Here is an 18,300-nt window from a genome sequence, read left to right on the forward strand (position 1 = left end):
TGAATCCATGGGCAACCATGATTCGAAGATTGTGGGCGCAGGCAGCGTCAGTTGAAGAGACGCTTGCGTTGTGGGCTGCGTCGCTTCGGGAGGTTAAGAAGCGGATACGTCCGCTGTTCGGGCAAGAACGTGTTGCGAGGAACGCGGGCCTGTTTCTGGAAGGTCTGCTCGGTGATGAGCAACGCAAGACCGGTTGGATGCGCGCGGAGGCCGCTGGCGATCCTGGTCCTTGGCGGCAACAGGCGATCTTGGGTCGCAGCGATTGGGATGCCGATGCCTTGCGCGATATTGTCCGCGACTATGTGATGGAGCATTTGGCAGACGACGATGCGGTCCTCGTCATCGACGAGACCGGCTTTCTCAAACAGGGGAAGGCGTCGTGCGGCGTGGCGCGGCAATACACCGGTTCGGCAGGCAAGATTACGAACTGCCAGATCGGCGTGTTCGCTACCTACGTTTCGCGTCATGGCCATGCGTTCATCGATCGCGCATTATATCTTCCGAAGGAATGGACCGACGATCCAGATCGCCTGGAAGCCACATACGTGCCTGCCGACGTCGGTTTTGCGACCAAGCCAAAGCTTGCGACGAGAATGATCGCACGGGCGATAGCGGCGTCTGTCCCATTCAACTGGGTTGCCGGCGATACCGTTTACGGTGTTGGCGACCTCGAACAGCAATTGCGTCGGGCCGGCAAGGGCTACGTGCTTGGGGTCAACAGCGCTCATGTATTCCGATCCTGGGGCAAGCGACCGCCGGTCGCCGGGACGGCTGCGGAACTCGCCCGGACGCGACGCCCATCCGACTGGAAGCGCCTGTCGGCCGGTGCCGGAACCAAAGGACCGCGGCTGCACGATTGGTGTTATCTCGAACTAGCCGATCTCGATGCCGAAGAATTCAACAGCGTCGATCAAGGTCTTTGGACACGCGGTCTGCTGATCCGGCGTCGTATCGCTGATGATGACCTCGCCTTCTTCTCGACCTGGTGCCCGGCAGGAACATCAATTGAAACGCTGGTCGCGGTCGAAGGCCATCGATGGGCGATCGAAGACAGCTTTGAAACTGCGAAAAACGAATTCGGGCTCGATCACAACGAGAGCAGATCCTGGCATGGCTGGCACCGTCACGTGTCCTTGGTGATGCTCGCATTCGCCATGATGGCCGCAATCCGGCATCGCCGCCAATCCGACGCCGCCCAAAAAAACGAAACGGCGCCACGCGGCAAAAGCCAAAACAAAACCGCCCCCAAACTGATCCGCTGGTCACTCCAGGAAATCCGCCGCATTGCCATCAGACTTCATCGCACGCGGATCGAACCCGCGCTCATCATCGCTTGGTCCTTCTGGCGCAGAGCCCACCAGGCGGCAGCTCAACGGGCGCACCTCAAAGCAAAAAGACAACTGTAATGCTAGGAGGAATTCCGGGCGCCTGCTGGCCAAGAATCGCGGCGAGCCGAGGCCGCCGAGCCGCTGGCCGAAGCGCAGGATGAGGAAGCGATGAGCGGCGACAACGTTTCCCGCATTCCGGTCTTATAGTACGGCAACATCAAGGGCAAATACGCCACCAAGGAGTCGGCGTTCGAATCCGATGGGCAATTCGCGCCCGGCGTCGAATCCGATCACGTAGCCCGGAGTGATTGCAAAACACGTGCAGCGAAGATCGCTAACGCGTTGGTGACAAGGATCGTATCCATGCGTCACGCAGCGGCTAAGGGTGCGCTCCTGCGGCGCGCGTCAGCATGAAGGGCCGCGACGGCACAGGAAGCCATCCGCGCTCGCGGAGAATCTGCGCGGGAGGTCAGCACGATTGGTACCCTTGCCCCGAGAACGACTCCAGCGCCATCGGCTTTCGCAAAATAGGAAAGGTTCTTGGCCAGCATGTTGCCGGCCTCGAGATTCGGAACAACCAGGATCTGGGCTCGTCCTGCAACATCCGACTTTATGCCCTTGATCTTGGCTGCTTCCAGGTCAATGGCGTTATCGAAGGCGAGCGGTCCGTCGAGGACGCCGCCAGTGATCTGGCCGCGGTCGGCCATCTTGCACAGCGCCGCCGCCTCGATGGTCGACGGGATCTTGGAGGTGACGGTCTCCACTGCCGACAGGATCGCGACCCTGGGGGAGCTGCCGAAGCCTGCCTGGACGAACAGGTCGATAGCGTTCTGGATGATGTCGCGCTTGCCGTCCAGATCGGGGAAAATGTTGATTGCCGCATCCGTGACAAAAATCGTATCGGAATAGGCCGGAACGTCCATGACGAAAACGTGGCTGATGCGTCGCGCTGTTCGCAGGCCACCGGCCTTTGCGGTCACGGTTCGCATCAGTTCATCAGTATGCAGGCTTCCCTTCATCAACATCTCACCCCTGGCCGCGTGGATCAGCTCAACGCCTTTGGCTGCGGCCTCCTCGCTGTGGGCAGCGTCAACGATCTCGAAGCCGCTTATGTCGAGGCCGTACTTGCCTGCTGTGTCCCCGATTTTGGCGTTCGGGCCGACCAGGATGGGCTGTATTATGCCGGCTCCGGCGCTGTCTACCGCACCGCGCAATGATGTCTCGTCGCACGGATGAACAACGATAGTCGGCACCGGCGGGATCGCCTTGGTGGCCGCAATCAGCTTGTCGTATTTGGTTTGCGAACTCGTGTTGTCGGCTTCCGCGGCGGATGTGCTCATAAGTCGTCCCTCGCGGCCCATGCTGAGTTGTCGGGTCAGACTTGGCACGCTGAAGCGGCGCCAACCGGGAGGCTTGACTTAAATCAAAGGACCGCAGGGCAACTGAACCACCATCTGTGACAGCCGCCCACAGGGACCGGCGTTAATCAAAACATACGCGGGTGGGAGACGTGTCATGAAAGCAAGCGGTGCTCTCAGGAAGGAAGCCGACACCGGAGATTGCTGGGGAGGATTCCGCCCAGGCGACTGGCAGAACTCCATCAATGTTCGCGATTTTATCGTTCGGAATGTCACGCCTTATGGCGGCGACGAGGAATTCCTGGCCGGCCCATCGCAGCGCACAAAGGCGGTGTGGGCGAAGCTTCAACCGTACTTTGCGGACGAACGGAAGAAAGGGGTGCTAGCAGTAGATACCAAAACGCCTTCCACCCTACTGGCTCATCAAGCTGGCTATATCGACCGCGACAATGAGATCGTCGTGGGACTCCAAACTGACCAACCTTTCAAGCGGGCAATCTTTCCATTCGGCGGTCTGAGAATGGTCGAGGCGGGCCTGAAGGCTGCCGGTTTCGAACCGGATCCCGCTGTCCATGAGACCTTCACCAAGTACCGCAAATCGCACAATGATGGGGTGTTTGACGCCTATACACCGGAGATCATGAATTGCCGCAGGTCCGGCATCATTACCGGGCTCCCTGACGCCTATGGTCGCGGTCGGATTATCGGCGACTATCGGCGGGTCGCGCTCTATGGGGTCGATCGTCTCATCGAAGCCAAGCGCGCGGAACGTTCGCAAATTGACGACATGTGGCCGACTGATGAGATCATTCGGATGCGCGAGGAACTGTCCGAACAGCTTCGCGCGCTCGAAGACCTTGCCTCAATGGCAAAGCGCTATGATCGCGATATCTCGAAGCCCGCTGCGAATGCGCAGGAAGCATTCCAATGGACCTATTTCGCCTACCTCGGTGCCATCAAGGAAGCCAACGGGGCGGCGATGTCGATTGGACGCATTTCAAGCTTCCTCGACATCTATATCGAGCGCGATCTGAAGGCTGGAGCGCTGGACGAAGCGCGGGCTCAAGAACTTTGGGATCAGCTTGTCCAGAAGCTGCGCATCGTGCGCTTCCTTCGCACGCCCGACTATGACGCGCTGTTCAGTGGCGATCCCTATTGGGCGACGGAATGCGTCGGCGGAATGGATCTCGACGGACGCGCGCTGGTGACCAAAAGCAGCTACCGCATGCTGCACACCCTCTACAATCTGGGGCCGGCGCCGGAGCCGAACATCACGGTACTTTGGTCGAAGCATATGCCAGCGCCGTTCAAACGTTATTGCGTCAAGGTCAGTCGCGACACGTCTTCCCTGCAATACGAGAACGACGATCTGATGCGGCCATATTGGGGCGATGACTACGCCATCGCCTGCTGCGTCTCGGCGATGCGGCTTGGTAAGCAGATGCAGTTCTTCGGCGCCCGGGTCAACTTCGCGAAGGCGCTGCTTTACGCCATCAATGGCGGCCGTGACGAGGTCTCCGGGGATCAGGTCGCTCCAAAGACGATGCCTGTGGTCGGCGATTTCCTCGACCATGACGACGTCATGGCCAAGTTCGACACCACGATGGAATGGCTCGCCAAGACCTATGTGCATGCGATGAATTGCATTCACTACATGCACGACAAGTATTTCTACGAGCGGCTGGAGATGGCGCTGCACGACCGCGATATCCTGCGCACGATGGCCTTCGGGATCGCGGGTCTGTCCGTGGTCGCCGACAGTCTCAGCGCGATCAAATACGGCAAGATCAGGGTCACACGCGACGCTTCAGGCCTAATTGTTGACTTTCAGAACGAAGGCAATCAGTCGACGCCGCAGTTCGGCAACAATGACGACCGGGTCGATCAGATCGCCTCCAGCCTCGTCACCAGCTTTATGGATAAAATCCGCAAGCACCCGACCTACCGGAACGCCACGCATACCCAGAGCGTCCTGACGATCACCTCCAACGTCGTCTACGGCAAAGCTACCGGCAACACCCCCGACGGACGACGCAAGGGCGAGCCGTTCGGACCTGGCGCCAATCCGATGCACGGGCGGGACAGCCATGGCTGGCTCGCTTCCTGCCTGTCCGTAGCCAAGCTTCCGTACAAGGATTCACTGGACGGCATTAGCTATACTGTCTCTGTCGCTCCGCAGAAGGCCCATCTGTCGGAAAGCCAGTTGGTAGATGAGGCGGTTAAAGCCTTCGACGTCTATTTCGATCGGGGCGGCTTCCACATGAACCTCAACGTCATCGACAAGGAGACCCTCGAAGACGCGGTGAAGAACCCTGACAAGTATCCGCAACTCACTATCCGTGTCTCAGGCTATGCCGTGAATTTCGTCCGCCTGACGCCAGAGCAGCAGCGAGACGTAATCAGCCGGACCTTCCACGGCCAGATCTGACCGAGGTGCGCCATGTCAACAGTGCAGGCACTGGAGCCCGGAAGTCGTCATGAACTCCGGGTCGGGATTTCGCCCGACGCGCCCGATGAGGACAAGCTCAAGGACGAGGTCGGTTCGTTCGGCTATTGCCATTCCTACGAGACGTCGTCGCGCTACGACGGTCCCGGCCTACGCCTCGTGCTGTTCGTCTCAGGCTGCCTGCTGCGCTGTACCTATTGCCACAACCCGGACACCTGGCATCTCAAGGACGGCACCTATGTTTCTGTCGACCAGGTACTTCGCCGCCTTGGCGACTTCGCACCTTCCATCCAGGCCCTTGGCGGCGGGCTGACCATCTCCGGCGGCGAACCGATGGTGCAGCGCGCGTTCACCCAACGCATCTTTGCTGGCGCGAAGAAGATGGGCCTGCACACCGCTATTCAAACGTCGGGGTTTTTGGGAGATCGGGCCGACGACGGGTATCTGTCTGAAATTGACCTGGTTTTACTCGATATCAAGAGCTCCGATCCCGAAACCTACCGGCGGACAACGGCCCGCGATGTCGCGCCGACGCTTCGGTTTGCCGAGCGGCTGGCCGCGATGTCCAAGCCGGTCTGGGTCCGCTTCACGCTCGTACCCGGCGAAACCGACGATCCGGCCAATGTCGATGGCATCGCACGATTTGTCGCGCCTATGAAGAACGTCCAGTGGGTGGAAGTGCAGCCGTTCCACCAGATGGGTTCGTTCAAGTGGAAAGCGATGGGGCTCGAATACAAGCTCGAAAACATCCAGCCGCCCAGCCGCGATCTGGTGAACCGGGTGATTGAACAATTCCGTGCTGCGGGGTGCCGGGCACGCTGATTCAACCAAATACTGATCCGGGGGTGACATATGTTGGACCTTGCACGCGACATCATCGGAAGCCAGCCGATCCTGACGGCGTTTCTAGCGATCGGAGTGGGCTACCTGGTTGGCCAGATCAGCGTCGCCGGGTTTTCGCTAGGCGTCGGCGCCGTCCTTTTCGTCGGGCTTGCGATCGGCGCTTTCGCGCCGAAGGCCCAGATCATCGGGCCGATTGGCCTGACCGGCCTGATCATGTTCCTGTACGGCATTGGCATCCTCTATGGCCGCCAATTCTTCGAAGGCATCTTTGGCAGCGGCCAGAAATACAATCTGCTAGCGCTGGTCGCGTGTCTTGCCGGCCTGCTGGTTGCGCTCGGACTGGGACACATCTTTGGCATCAAGCTCGGCCACACGCTTGGTCTCTACGCGGGATCGATGACCAGCACGGCGTCGCTCCAGGCGGCGCTCGACGTCATGAAAAACAAGGACCCGTCGATCGGCTATTCCATTGCATACCCGTTCGGGGTTCTCGGTCCGATCCTGTGCATCTATTTCATGACACAGATCGTGAAGCCGAAATTTCCCGCCAAGACGCAGCGCTTCCACATGGCCGAGATTTCGATCGGTTCGAGCTTTGCAGGCAAGAAGCTGGACGAACTGACAGCAAGTATCCTTGGCGGAGTCCAGGTCACCATGGTCCGGAAGGACGGGCGCAACTTCGTCCCCACGTCGGACACGGTTTTGGCTGCGGGTGATGCGGTGCTGGTCGTGGCAGAAAGCGAAGAGGTGATCGCCAAGGCGGCCGCGAAGCTCGGCGCATTGGAGCCGGGCCGGCTCGCGAGCGATCGTGCCGATCTCGACTACATCCGCGTTTTTGTCGGCAAGGCCAGCGTGGTAGGCGTGCCGCTTGCCAGTCTTCCCATGCCATCGGGTTATCCAACGCATCTCTTGCACGTCCGCCGCTACGATGCCGACCTGGTGCCGTCACCCGACCTGATGCTGGAGTTCGGCGACCGGGTCGGTGTGTTGACGCCGCCTGATCGAAAGGAAGAGATCCGGCACCATTTCGGCGATACCGTGAAGGCGGCCGCCGAGTTCAGCTATGTCTCGCTCGGGCTCGGCATGGTGATGGGTGTCTTGCTCGGACTTATTCCGATTCCAATTCCGGGAGTCGGTACCGTCACCCTCGGCATCGGGGGAGGGCCGCTGATTGTCGCACTCATCCTCGGCAAGCTCCGCCGGACCGGCCCATTGCTTTGGACCATGCCGCTACCGGCGAACATCGTCCTGCGAAACTTTGGCCTTGCCATGTTTCTTGCCACCGTCGGCGTCAATGCCGGACAACCCTTCGTCCGCACGGTGGCCGAATCGGGTTTCACGATGCTGTTCATCGGCGTCGCCGTGCTGTTGACGACCGTGTTCATCGTCCTGGTGGTCGGGCACTACGTGATGAAGATTCCCTATGATGACCTTGTTGGCGTGACGTCCGGAGCAACCGGAAATCCCGCCATCCTGGTCTATTCGACCAAGATGGCGCCGACCGAGCGTCCGGATATCGGCTACGCCATGATCTTCCCGTCAATGACGCTGGTGAAGGTGATCGCTGCGCAGATCGTCGGACTTCTGGCCACCGGCGGGACAGGCGGAGGATAGTGGCGTCGAACTGCCCGCGAGCGAGGACAAACAGCGATGGCTGAACCGGCACCCGCGCCTCAACCGCCTATCTTTAATCTGCAAGCCTACAGCCCTGCCGAGATCAAGGAGGCGGTCGAAAAGGTCGGGGTCAAGAAGGCCAATTTTCCTTTTCTGACCTCATTCATGCTGGCGATCGTAGCGGGCGCCGGCGTCGGCTTCGGCGCGCTCTATTACACCATCGTCGCCAGCGACCCGACATTCAGTTTTGCCACCGTCCGTGTCGTTGGCGGACTTGTATTCACGCTAGGACTCGCACTCGTCCTTGTCGGTGGCGCCGAGCTGTTTACAGGCAACAATCTAATCGTGATGGCCTGGGCAAGCGGTAAGGTGTCGACAAGGACAATGCTGCGCAACTGGACCATCGTCTGGTTCGGAAATTTGGTCGGGGCGCTCGGGCTCATCGTGCTGGTCTTCTTCTCGCATCATCTCGACCTGAATGACGGCCGCATCGGATTGTCCGTGTTGAATACGGCGACCAGCAAGATTCGCCCCGACATGGTGACGCTGTTCTTCAAGGGCATTCTGTGCAACGTGCTCGTGTGCGCGGGCGTCTGGCTTGCCTATGCCGGCCGGTCGGTCACTGACAAGATGGTGGCAGTCATCTTGCCGGTCTCGGCCTTCATCGCGGCCGGATTCGAGCACTGTGTCGCCAACATGTATTTTCTGCCGCTGGCGTGGCTGCTGGTACAGACCGGCCACGCCCCAGAAAATTTCGACGCGTCACTGATCACCGTGTCCGGCATCATCCACAATCTCGTACCAGTCACGCTCGGCAACATCGTCGGCGGTGCCGGTTTTGTCGGTGCCTTCTACTGGATGATCTATCGGGCAACATTCGGGTCCTCATATCTCAACGAGAAGTAACACCACACAGGGGATGACTGCCATGCCGCTGCAGACCGCCAGTTGGGAGCCGAACAAGGATATGCCCGTAGGAAAAGGGTCTACAGTTCAGCAGTTCTTCACAACCTTGGGCAACGACCAGTTTGAAATCAACGTTGCTCCATGGGGCGAGGGGCAATTGAAGGTGAACGGACAGGAGATTGCAAGAACCGCTGACGCTAAGGATCGCCGCCAGGCGTTCGCCACGTTGAAGCAAGCGGCCGAAAGATTCGCGCGCGGCGAACCACTCGATATGCCGAAGAACGGCAAGGCACGGTTGATCCCGACGGTCAAAGCCAAGCTTCTCGAGGGCAAAAAGGGACTGGTCGTTGGCATTGCCAACGACCAGTCGATAGCCTGGGGCTGCGCTGCCGCCTTCCGCGCCTTCGGTGCTGATCTCGCAGTTACCTACCTGAATGACAAGGCCAAGAAGCACGTTGATCCGCTGGCGCGCGCGCTCGAGTCGTCTATCGTGATGCCGCTTGATGTCCGCGTGCCGGGGCAGATGGAAGCCGTGTTCGAGCGGATCACCAAGGAGTGGGGCAAGCTCGATTTTGTCGTGCATTCCATTGCCTTCGCGCCACAACAGGCGCTGCATGGACGAGTGGTCGACGTGCCGCTGGATGGATTTCTGACAACCATGCAGGTCTCATGCTGGACGTTCCTTCGGATGGCTCATCTGGCCGAGCCGTTGATGAAGAAAGGCGGGACCCTCTTTACGATGACATATTACGGCAGTCGAACCGTTGTGAAGAACTACAACATCATGGGCGTTGCCAAGGCCGCCCTTGAAAGCGCAGTCAGGTACGTGTCCGCAGAGCTGGGACCGAAGGGTATTCGCGTGCACGCTATCTCTCCGGGGCCGCTGGCGACCCGGGCTGCGTCAGGCATTCCCGAGTTCGACAAGCTGCTCGAAAAGGCGAAAGCCAAGGCTCCGGCAAGAAGTCTGGTGAGCATCGAAGACGTTGGTGCGGCGACAGCCTTCCTCGCGCACGACGTGGCGCGGCTCATCACCGGCGACACGATCTACATTGACGGTGGGTATCACGTGGTCGACTAAACTGGTTGACAATGTCAGGCAGACTTCCGCTCAGATGCGAGATGCGTGGATGCCTCCCCCGCAGTCTCGAAGATGTGCGGCGCCATCGCACGCTGTTTGAGTGCGTCGCCTAGCTTGGCGCGGAGAAAGCTGCTGGTCGTATAGCGAGTGACGCCGGAATAGAAGCGGTCGACGAGGCCGCGGACCATGGACGAATATTCGTCAATGATATCGGGGAAGATTTCAAAGTTATCGTAGTTGACGATCGCGTAGACCTTATGGGTCAGTGGCGCCAGTTTGCTTTCTACGGCGCGTCGAACCTGTTCCACGTCCTCATGACTGCGAATGCTGTGACCTTCGAGGTTCACAAAAAACAGGTTCTCGTTCGGGTGGTACGAGAGGCGCTGCTCGATCGGCATGCGCAGTAGTTGGTCGCGCAGTCCCATGGGGCCGGGCAAGAAGATGCGCTTATCCATGGTGGATGGATTGCGGATGACTGGCCGAAACTGCATCCGCGCCAGGATGTCACGTTCGATATCGATCCCCGGGGCAATTTCGATGAGTTCGAGGCCGTCAGGCGTCAATTTGAATACGCAGCGTTCAGTGACATAGAGAACCGGCTGTCCGCGCTGAACCGAATACGCACCAGAGAACGTACGGTGTTCGACCTCGCGGACGAACTTCGCCGAGGTGCCCTCCTGGAGGATACGCAGGCTTCCATTCTCGATCGCGACAGCGAGCCCGCCCGCCGTGAATGTGCCAACAAACACCAGCTTCTTGGCGTTCTGGCTGATGTTGATAAATCCACCAGCGCCAGCCAGCCGTGGTCCGAATTTGCTGACGTTCAAGTTGCCCTGCAAATCGGCCTGAGCTAACCCCAGAAAGGCTGCATCGAGGCCGCCACCGTCGTAGAAATCGAATTGATAGGGTTGGTCGATAACCGTCTGTGCGTTGATTGCCGCTCCGAAATTGAGGCCGCCTGCAGGTACGCCGCCGATGACACCGGGTTCGGCCGTCAACGTCAGCAGATCCGCGATCTTCTCTTCGTTGGTAACGTTTGCGATTCCCTCCGGCATGCCAATGCCAAGATTGACAACGCTGTTGACGTTGAGCTCGAGCGCCGCACGACGGGCAATGATTTTTCGTTCGCTCATTTCCATGGGCGGGATCGAATCGATTCGAGTCCGAATTTCGCTGCTGAACGCCGGGTCATACTGCACGGAAAAGGTCTGCCAGTGATTTTCCGGCTTGGCGACGACCACGCAGTCGACCATTATCCCCGGAATCTTGACTTGCCTCGGATTGAGTGAGCCACGTTCGGCTATGCGCTCGACCTGAGCAATGACCAGGCCGTCCGAATTGCGTGCTGCCATGGCAATGGCGAGCGCCTCCAGCGTCAGGGCCTCCTTCTCCATCGTGATGTTGCCGTCAGGATCGGCGGTCGTGCCGCGGATGATCCCGACATCTATGGGAAAGGCGCGGTAAAATAGGAGATCTTCTCCATCGATGCTGATGAGACGGACAAGATCTTCCTTGGTTCGTTCGTTGATCTTGCCGCCGCCGTGGCGGGGATCGACAAACGTTCCGAGCCCCACCCGGGTGAGATGCCCCGGACGCTTCGCAGCAATGTCGCGAAACAGGTGCGAAATCACGCCCTGAGGAAGGTTGTAGGCCTCAATCTTGTTGGCAATTGCCAGCTGCTGAAGCTTTGGCACCAGCCCCCAATGTCCGCCAATGACCCGCCGCACGAGGCCGTCATGGCCGAAATGATTGAGCCCGCGTTCATTGCCGTCACCCTGTCCGCCGGCGTAGACGAGTGTCAGATTGCCCGGCTTGCCGCCGGTTGGAACCGGATGCTCTCCTTTCGCAAGATAGAGTTTCTCGATCTCGATGGCGATTTCCTCAGGGAAGCCGATGCCCACAAAGCCGCCAGTGGCGACCGTATCACTGTCTCGTATGAGGCTTGCTGCTTCCTCTGCGCTGACGAGTTTTCCTCGGTCGAGCGCCTTCACGGGCGCAAGCGTTATTCGATTTGGCTCAACCGACATGGGTCCTCCGCAAGCTTCCGATCTGTTGATTGTGAACCTCTATCAGTACGGGCGGCAGCAAACCTGTCGCCCGAGCTATCGCCAGCTTTCGGCCTCTCGGCCGCTTTCTCAATAGAGTCCGGTCAAATAGAAGAACGCGATTGCAACAAACACAGCCGCAGTTTTTGTCAGCGTGATCACGAACACGTCCTTATAGGCCTGCCTGTGAGTAAGGCCCGTAACGGCAAGTAGCGTGATGACGGCGCCGTTGTGGGGCAGGGTATCCATGCCACCGCTCGCCATGGCCGCGATGCGATGAAACACTTCCAGCGGTATATTTGCCGCCTTGGCCGCGGCAATGAACTCGTCGGACATCGCGGCAAGGGCAATGCTCATGCCGCCGGAAGCCGACCCGGTAATACCGGCAAGCACCGTCACGGTGACGGCCTCATTGACAAGCGGATTGGGGATCGCCCTGAGTGCGGCGGAGACCGACGCAAAGCCTGGCAGCAGAGCAATCACTCCGCCGAACCCATACTCAGACGCGGTATTGAGCGACGCAAGCAGTGCTCCAGCAACGGCCGCCTTGCTGCCGTCTGCGAACTTCGCAAGGACGGGACGCCAGGCAAAGACGAAGACGGTCAGAATACCCAGAAGCAACGCGCCCTCGACGGCCCATATGGCCGCCAATGGACCGACCTGCGTAACGATCGGATGACCGCCGAGCGTGACCTCATGCTTTGCGCCGTAAGCGCGGGGCACCAGCTGGGTCAATACGAAGTTCATGATACCGACCACGACCAGAGGCGAGATCGCGATCCACGGGTTCGGCAATTCCTTCTCTTCGAACGGCTCCGGCTCGTTCACAAGCTCCGTGCCGTAACCCTCGCCACGCTTTTGGGCCGCAAGCCGGCGGTTCTCGATGTAGCCAAGGCCAACGGCAAAAACAAAGATGCTGCCGACGAGCCCCAATATTGGTGCCGCCCAGGTCGTGGTGTTGAAGAAAGTCGACGGAATGATGTTTTGTATCTGCGGCGTTCCCGGCAGGGCATCCATCGTGAAGCTGAAAGCACCGAGCGCGATCGTGCAGGGAATGAGCCGCTTTGGAATGTCGCCCTGGCGGAACATCTCGGCGGCAAATGGATAGACTGCGAAGACCACGACGAACAGCGACACGCCGCCATAAGTTAGGATTGCGCACACGACGACAATGGACAGTACGGCCCGCTCCCGGCCGAGCACTTTGATCACGGCAGACACGATCGACTTGGAAAAGCCCGACAACTCGATGACCTTGCCGAAGACAGCGCCCAGCATGAACACGGGAAAGTAATTTTTGATGAACCCGACCATCTTTTCCATGAAGACGGTGGAAAACATGGGCGGGACCAACGAGGGGTCGGTCAGCAAGACGGCGCCCAGGGCGGCGACGGGGGCGAACAGGATCACGCTGTAGCCGCGATAGGCTACGAACATGAGGAAGACCAGAGCGGCCAACACGATCAACAGGTTCACGGCAAGCTCCCCCTAGTTGCCCGACGAGCCAGAACTGCTCAGGCCGTCGATGTGAGCATCGTCAACCGTTCTCTTTCCAGTTCGCCGATGACCTTGGCATGGTGGGCCACGGCCTCGCTCAGAAGGTCGCGAATTGAAATAACGCCAATGGTGACGTTGTTCTGCATCACTGGCAGATGTCGAATGCCATGTGCATGCATTAGCTTCAGGCAATCGCCAAACGTGCTGCCGATATCGGCTTTGACGACATCGCGGACCATGATGTCCGCAACCTGTGTTCCTTCCGGCGACTTTCCGGCCAGCACGAGGCGCCGCACGCAATCGCGCTCGGAGAGGACCCCGACGATCGCATTGTTCTCCAGAACCACGAGCAGGCCGATGTTCTTGTCTGCCATGAGACGCATGGCCGAGAGCGCATTATCGCTCGGGCCAACAGTCCACAGGTCCTTCGGCTTGGCGGCGAGGATCTGCCTCAGCGGTCGATAGGCGAGAATTTCTTCCGGGCGTCTGAGTGGATTGTCCATGACGCGGAACCTTCGCGAGTCGCCAAAAGTAGATTGAAAGGCTGCTGACGATCCGAATGGAGGTTGTAAAACCGGAGGCCGACGCTGTTGATCTATGTCAAGGCTCGGTCCGGTCATCGTGCGCTGCAGCAAAGGTCCCGCACGCTTCTGCCCCATGCGCTTCGACTGGACGTAGACGCAGCCTGTGGGATCGCGAAAACAAAAAAAGCCCCGCCTGAGCGGGGCGCTGATCAGGCAGCCGTGGGGGGACCACGTTATCGGCAGCTGGTGCGGCCTGGTGATCGAGCAGAGCGCGGCGCGAGAGGTTGCCGGAATGCTCGGTGATGAACTTCGAATAGGTCCGCTCGATTTCCGCGACGCTCGTGTTGTGGCTTGCCGCGACGACCCCGATGAGGACGTTGAGCAAGAGGTTGCGGACGATGCTGCTATGGCGAAGCGCGTACATGCCGACCTCATCGGGATCGAGGCCGATGGCCTTGACGACCTCCGCAATGTCCTCGCGATAGTCGTCGGAAACGCCCTTGCCATCGACGCCCCAGGTCTTGCCGTTGCTCCGGACCAGGAGCGGCGCGCTCGCGGGCCGACCCTTCGCCGCCTTCACCAACCTTTCCGCCAAGGCCGGGGTGATGTGGACCGAATGGCGCTCGACCTTTTTGCTGGTCCGATTGAGGCCGCCGCCCTTGGCCGACTTCGGCATCATCAGCCGGGGCTCGGTCTTGTGCGCGATCAGGTCCCGCACATCGAGGCGAGCGGCCTGGGAGGGCCGCGCGCCGGATTGGGCCAGCACGTCGGCGAATTCGCCCAGCTTCTCGTCGTGGGCATAGGCAGCCCCGACAAAGCTGATGACCTGCGGATCGGTCAGGATGCCTTCTCGGCCTGCCTCCAGGACGACCCTCTAGCCGTCGTACTAAGGCCCACAGCGTTCGTTCAGCCGGCGTCGCAGACCGAGCACTACTGCTTCCTTTGGAACGGCGAGCGGATTCATCAGCTGTTCCTGCTTCCTGCTGAAACGAAGGTCATCGTACCGGAAGACTTGATGAGATCGGTGTCGGCGGCTTAGCCGTCGCTTCTCGTGATAGCGCGCGGGGTACCCTTTACTGCTTAGCGCGCGTCGTAGCTTGAATAGACGAGCGTTAGATGAAGCCCAAACTACATCAGGCGGCACGCGCCCGGAGCCGCTCCCACTAACTGCTCAATCATCTTAGCTTCTGCAAGAACCGGCTCGGAATTCGGATCGACGGGTATAAGGTCCGCGATCACCCCCATTACGCTTATTAGTTGCATACGTGCGTAGACCAGTAGATCAGGTCCGGTGGACCTCACTTCAATTACGTATTTTTCAGCCGCGCTCATGCGCAGCTTCCCTTCGTCGTTCAGAGGCACAACTTCAAGGGAAACGCCATTCGCAATGTCTCTTAGATCGACGGACAGACCGAGTTTCTCGCCGATTGCGCGCATGTTTTGCTTGGCTTCTGCGCGCGCTCTTTTTAGGTCTCGCGTATCGGGGGTCTTCGGTCTTGTGCATTTGAAAAAGGATTTGCCAACGGTCGATACCAGTTGTGAGTGGCTCCCATCTTTCGAAGCCTCTGACGGTCCGATGGGGGTCAGCACACTAGCACCGTCGGAAGCCTTCGGTTGGAAGTGCCAATACAAAAAGCCCCCAATTCCTGAAAAGGAGAGCGCAGCGACACCGACGCAGAGCGCCTTGGATCGCCAGCTCAGTTCTGGGATCGTCGCTATACCGACGGCGCCAATACATAGACCCGACGACAGCGCGGGGACAATCAAGGCCATGTCGCCCCCTGCAGTCCAAGCGGCCCAGACACAGCCAATGGCTAGCTAGGCCGAATTCGACCGTAGTAATGGTGCCTTTGACGGCAGCGGGGAGACGAGCAAACCAAACGACCGCGCGCGCAATCTGTCCGCGTACTTTGATCTTTGATGCGGCGTTATCTTCCATGCACAGAATCTCCGCGCCATCCTAGCCTAGGGACGGCAACTTTTGAATGTGCCGTAGGTGGAGCTCCGCTTCGGACCATCCCGAGCGCCGCCAACCCTTGCGCCGCAAGCTTGTCGGAACCTTCGCGAAACAGTGAGGTCACAACTCTTGTTACCCTCACCCGATGTTAGCGCCGACGCCTGTCGGCAGGCCGCTCCGGGAGTCGATCTCAACGAGTTCGCGAATTCCCCGTGCGGGTCTTCTTGCTTAGTTGGCGGCCGAGCCGGGGCATCCGCCTCACGAGCGGGGCACCGACCTCGTAGCGCGGCAATTTCTGGAGCTCACGCTGTGCCGTTTGCGGCCAGAGATCACCATAGGCGCGCGCTTCGTTGGCCGGCGCATGTCCCTGAATAATATTCTGGATGCGCTCGTCCATTCCGGCGTCCATGGCCGCGCTGGAGAAACGATGTCGCCATCCATGATTGGGCTGGACGCCCTTCGGAATGCCCAGCTTGCGAATCCATTCCGCCAACCGCTCACCGACCTTCTGCCAATGCGGATTGGCGTCTGTGCCGCCCCGGCTACGAGCGGGGTCGTAAAACAACGGCTGGCTGCCGCGCGATTTCACGTAATCCAAAAGCCCTTGCTCGATCAGGTGATCGTTGATCGGCACGATTCGATATTCGTCTGTCTTGGTGTTCTCCGCCTGGATGCGAAATACCGGCACGCCGGCCAACGTGCGAATATCGTCAGGCACGAGCGAAGTGATCTCGTTGACGCGCGCGCCGGTGTAAGCGCAGATCCACGGAATCCATCGGCGCGCAGCGGCGGTCTCGCGGCTCGTCTGGGCCGACGGCTTGGCAAGCGTCGCCTTCAGAATGGTGATGGCTTCGGCCAGGGTAAATCCCTTCTCGCGCGTGCGCGACTTCTTCTTGACTCTGATCTTGATGCTGGCCGCCGGGTTGGTCTTGATCCAATCCTGTCCGAGCGCGTATTCGAGCGTCGCCTTGGCGGCGGCGATATAGCCGTCCCGGACGCTGCGCGAACTCAATCCTTGCGCCAGCAGGTCGCTCTTCCAGTCGATCATTTTGGTCCGCGTCACAGCCGACAGATCATCGCGACCGACATGGACGACGAGGCGATCGATGATCGGCCCCCATTTCTTCACGGTCCGCGCGCCAAGTTCAGCTTCCTTGGCGTAGGCCTTGAAGGCTGCGACAATCGAGGTGACCTGAGGTTGGGCACCGCCCTGCCATTCAGGAAATCGCGCAGCATCCGGATCGGGCGAATAGTCCCCATTGGCGTTGCGCAGCAGATGATCTTCGGCCAGCCTTCTGGCCTTTGAGACCGCAATAGCCACCCGGGTAAAGCTATCCTCATCGAGAAGCAATCCTTCGCGCGTTAGGAACGCACGAACAATCGCTCTTTGCGTAGCCCAGCCGATTGGAAGGCGCCTCGTCGTGAGATTCCCGTGCTTCCACTCCCGCATCCAGCTTCCCGGTGGCCCCGGATTGTCTTCGTGACGTGCGACCATGCGGCGGTAGAACTCGCCCGNCCCGCCAGTGCGACCGCCTCCTTCTGATTGAGGGATCGCGTTCCAGCGCTCAGGCCGGTACCTCGGCGGTCTTGAGTGCATGACGAATCCTTGCCTCGTCCGGATCCCGGGTGCGCAGCGAGCACTTCTCCTCGCGCTTGTTCACGAGCTTCCGCAACTTGGCCGGAACGGCCATGCGAAACCAATAGATTCCGGTGACGGGATGCGGCCAGGGGCGCGCCATTTTCAGGACCATGCGTTGTACCAACCTTTTGTACCAATGGCTGGTAACGAAAGCCCTTATTTTCCCGAAGGATTCGTTATTTCAGGCACTTAACGGGGGCCTTGGCGGAGAGGGAGGGACTCGCTTCCCGTTGCCACCCCAACCCGATTCGCAAGAGAGCTCGCACGCTCGCTAGGGACAAACAAAGAACATTGAAATCACTCGAACAGGTTTGCTTTGAGAACAATCTGGCAACAAAATGTCCGGAACCAGGCCCGTGTTACTTTGGCCAAGGCCTGCTTCTCAGGTCGTCGAAGGAACTCTCCTTTCTCATGGCTCGCCACTCTTGGCATCACGGTTGATCGTCGAGAGGACGCGCTTTGCGGCGGCTCTTCAGGTTGCCTTAGCTGCAAGAGACGGCCTTGTGGCTTTGCGGCGATCGTCGCGCACGGCCGCTCGCTCGCTACAGCGCTATGTGGGAAAGCGCGCTTCGCGAGCGGCCTAACTTCTAGTCGAGCGAACGGCCAGGCGCTTTGGCGCGCGCCGTGCAGCACAACGCAACACTTTTGAAGTTAGACGCGCATCCCTAGCGCCTGCATATAGGTCTCCAGGATGGTTTCCTGCTCCTGGCGCTCATTCGGATCCTGCTTACGCAGGCGGATGATGGCGCGCAGCGCCTTGACGTCGAAGCCGTTGCCCTTGCTCTCGGCATAGACGTCGCGGATGTCGTCCGAGATGGTCTTCTTCTCTTCTTCCAGCCGCTCGATGCGCTCGATGATCGACTTGAGCTGATCCTTGGCAAATCGCGTTGCGGGCTCTTCCTTGACGGCGGCAGACGTGGCCATCGCGCACTCCTGAACTGGTATTGAAATGTCACGCGAATACGCGTCGCGCGCACCGCTTGTTTGCGCCCGACCCTCGATTTTGGGGCGCCTTCCGTCAAGGAAACATCGCGCTCATCCACAGCGCGCCCACAGGAGATGCGG

At 59.5% G+C, this 18,300-nt stretch carries 15 protein-coding genes and 1 pseudogene; 7 read left to right on the forward strand and 9 right to left on the reverse strand.

Annotated features, from left to right (window positions below; genetic code table 11):
* Window positions 1–17: 17 nt before the first annotated feature.
* Window positions 18–1,202, forward strand: a pseudogene (locus AS156_RS28370) (IS701 family transposase); the annotation flags it as partial.
* A 494-nt stretch (window positions 1,203–1,696) separates the two neighbouring features.
* Here AS156_RS28370 and AS156_RS28375 read toward each other — a convergent pair.
* Window positions 1,697–2,668 (reverse strand): phosphate acetyltransferase, encoded by a 972-nt coding sequence (locus AS156_RS28375; RefSeq protein ID WP_066511632.1) that lies wholly within the window; start codon window positions 2,666–2,668, stop codon window positions 1,697–1,699.
* A 175-nt stretch (window positions 2,669–2,843) separates the two neighbouring features.
* Between AS156_RS28375 and pflB the strand changes: the two genes are divergently transcribed.
* The 5 genes from pflB to fabI all read left to right on the forward strand — a co-directional run bounded on the left by pflB (window position 2,844) and on the right by fabI (window position 9,573).
* Window positions 2,844–5,114 carry a formate C-acetyltransferase gene (gene pflB / locus AS156_RS28380; RefSeq protein WP_066511634.1) on the forward strand — a complete coding sequence of 757 codons (2,271 nt, stop codon included), beginning with the start codon at window positions 2,844–2,846 and terminating at the stop codon, window positions 5,112–5,114.
* A gap of 12 nt (window positions 5,115–5,126) precedes the next feature.
* On the forward strand, window positions 5,127–5,954 hold the full coding sequence (pflA, locus tag AS156_RS28385; protein WP_066511636.1) for a pyruvate formate-lyase-activating protein: 828 nt from the start codon (window positions 5,127–5,129) through the stop codon (window positions 5,952–5,954).
* 30 nt (window positions 5,955–5,984) lie between these two features.
* Entirely contained in the window at window positions 5,985–7,589 is a 1,605-nt protein-coding gene (locus AS156_RS28390; protein ID WP_066511637.1) for an aspartate:alanine exchanger family transporter, read from the forward strand.
* Window positions 7,590–7,625: 36 nt separating this feature from the next.
* Entirely contained in the window at window positions 7,626–8,495 is an 870-nt protein-coding gene (locus tag AS156_RS28395) for a formate/nitrite transporter family protein (RefSeq protein ID WP_066511639.1), read from the forward strand.
* A 271-nt stretch (window positions 8,496–8,766) separates the two neighbouring features.
* Window positions 8,767–9,573, forward strand: a complete 807-nt coding sequence (gene fabI / locus AS156_RS28400; RefSeq protein WP_136626480.1) for an enoyl-ACP reductase FabI — start codon at window positions 8,767–8,769, stop codon at window positions 9,571–9,573.
* A gap of 14 nt (window positions 9,574–9,587) precedes the next feature.
* Here the strand turns inward: fabI and AS156_RS28405 are convergent, their stop codons facing one another.
* The 4 genes from AS156_RS28405 to AS156_RS28420 all read right to left on the reverse strand — a co-directional run bounded on the left by AS156_RS28405 (window position 9,588) and on the right by AS156_RS28420 (window position 14,405).
* Entirely contained in the window at window positions 9,588–11,600 is a 2,013-nt protein-coding gene (locus AS156_RS28405) for an acyl CoA:acetate/3-ketoacid CoA transferase (protein WP_066511640.1), read from the reverse strand.
* Between the two features lie 108 nt (window positions 11,601–11,708).
* On the reverse strand, window positions 11,709–13,094 hold the full coding sequence (locus AS156_RS28410) for a GntP family permease (RefSeq protein ID WP_066511642.1): 1,386 nt from the start codon (window positions 13,092–13,094) through the stop codon (window positions 11,709–11,711).
* A gap of 38 nt (window positions 13,095–13,132) precedes the next feature.
* Window positions 13,133–13,618, reverse strand: coding sequence for a CBS domain-containing protein (locus tag AS156_RS28415; protein WP_066511644.1), 486 nt, complete (start codon window positions 13,616–13,618; stop codon window positions 13,133–13,135).
* Window positions 13,619–13,715: 97 nt separating this feature from the next.
* Window positions 13,716–14,405, reverse strand: a complete 690-nt coding sequence (locus tag AS156_RS28420; RefSeq protein WP_136626476.1) for a hypothetical protein — start codon at window positions 14,403–14,405, stop codon at window positions 13,716–13,718.
* Between AS156_RS28420 and AS156_RS28425 the strand changes: the two genes are divergently transcribed.
* Window positions 14,394–14,678: a hypothetical protein gene (locus AS156_RS28425; RefSeq protein WP_066511647.1), complete on the forward strand. Its 285-nt coding sequence runs from the start codon at window positions 14,394–14,396 to the stop codon at window positions 14,676–14,678. The two genes, AS156_RS28420 and AS156_RS28425, sit on opposite strands and share 12 nt — an antisense overlap.
* 89 nt (window positions 14,679–14,767) lie before the next feature.
* Here AS156_RS28425 and AS156_RS28430 read toward each other — a convergent pair whose 3' ends face one another.
* From AS156_RS28430 to AS156_RS28445, 4 genes are all read right to left on the reverse strand, one after another.
* A complete protein-coding gene (locus AS156_RS28430) occupies window positions 14,768–15,412 on the reverse strand; it encodes a hypothetical protein (RefSeq protein WP_066511650.1) in 645 nt (214 codons plus the stop codon).
* Window positions 15,413–15,786: 374 nt separating this feature from the next.
* Window positions 15,787–16,947, reverse strand: coding sequence for a tyrosine-type recombinase/integrase (locus AS156_RS28435; protein WP_160331156.1), 1,161 nt, complete (start codon window positions 16,945–16,947; stop codon window positions 15,787–15,789).
* Between the two features lie 214 nt (window positions 16,948–17,161).
* Window positions 17,162–17,347: a DUF6538 domain-containing protein gene (locus tag AS156_RS28440; protein ID WP_066511659.1), complete on the reverse strand. Its 186-nt coding sequence runs from the start codon at window positions 17,345–17,347 to the stop codon at window positions 17,162–17,164.
* A 539-nt stretch (window positions 17,348–17,886) separates the two neighbouring features.
* Complete coding sequence (locus AS156_RS28445; protein WP_066511661.1) at window positions 17,887–18,159, reverse strand: DUF2312 domain-containing protein; 273 nt, start codon at window positions 18,157–18,159, stop codon at window positions 17,887–17,889.
* Window positions 18,160–18,300: the final 141 nt, after the last annotated feature.

It is taken from the genome of Bradyrhizobium macuxiense (genome assembly GCF_001542415.1).
Lineage (GTDB): Bacteria > Pseudomonadota > Alphaproteobacteria > Rhizobiales > Xanthobacteraceae > Bradyrhizobium > Bradyrhizobium macuxiense.

What these genes read in the sequence shown, in the direction of transcription:
- AS156_RS28440 (WP_066511659.1), bottom strand. Translation starts at nt 17,347, where the DNA reads ATGGTCCTGAAAATGGCGCGCCCCTGGCCGCATCCCGTCACCGGAATC.
- fabI (WP_136626480.1), top strand. Translation starts at nt 8,767, where the DNA reads ATGCCGAAGAACGGCAAGGCACGGTTGATCCCGACGGTCAAAGCCAAG.
- AS156_RS28445 (WP_066511661.1), bottom strand. Translation starts at nt 18,159, where the DNA reads ATGGCCACGTCTGCCGCCGTCAAGGAAGAGCCCGCAACGCGATTTGCC.
- pflA (WP_066511636.1), top strand. Translation starts at nt 5,127, where the DNA reads ATGTCAACAGTGCAGGCACTGGAGCCCGGAAGTCGTCATGAACTCCGG.
- AS156_RS28415 (WP_066511644.1), bottom strand. Translation starts at nt 13,618, where the DNA reads ATGGACAATCCACTCAGACGCCCGGAAGAAATTCTCGCCTATCGACCG.
- AS156_RS28430 (WP_066511650.1), bottom strand. Translation starts at nt 15,412, where the DNA reads ATGGCCTTGATTGTCCCCGCGCTGTCGTCGGGTCTATGTATTGGCGCC.
- AS156_RS28395 (WP_066511639.1), top strand. Translation starts at nt 7,626, where the DNA reads ATGGCTGAACCGGCACCCGCGCCTCAACCGCCTATCTTTAATCTGCAA.
- AS156_RS28390 (WP_066511637.1), top strand. Translation starts at nt 5,985, where the DNA reads ATGTTGGACCTTGCACGCGACATCATCGGAAGCCAGCCGATCCTGACG.
- AS156_RS28375 (WP_066511632.1), bottom strand. Translation starts at nt 2,668, where the DNA reads ATGAGCACATCCGCCGCGGAAGCCGACAACACGAGTTCGCAAACCAAA.
- pflB (WP_066511634.1), top strand. Translation starts at nt 2,844, where the DNA reads ATGAAAGCAAGCGGTGCTCTCAGGAAGGAAGCCGACACCGGAGATTGC.
- AS156_RS28405 (WP_066511640.1), bottom strand. Translation starts at nt 11,600, where the DNA reads ATGTCGGTTGAGCCAAATCGAATAACGCTTGCGCCCGTGAAGGCGCTC.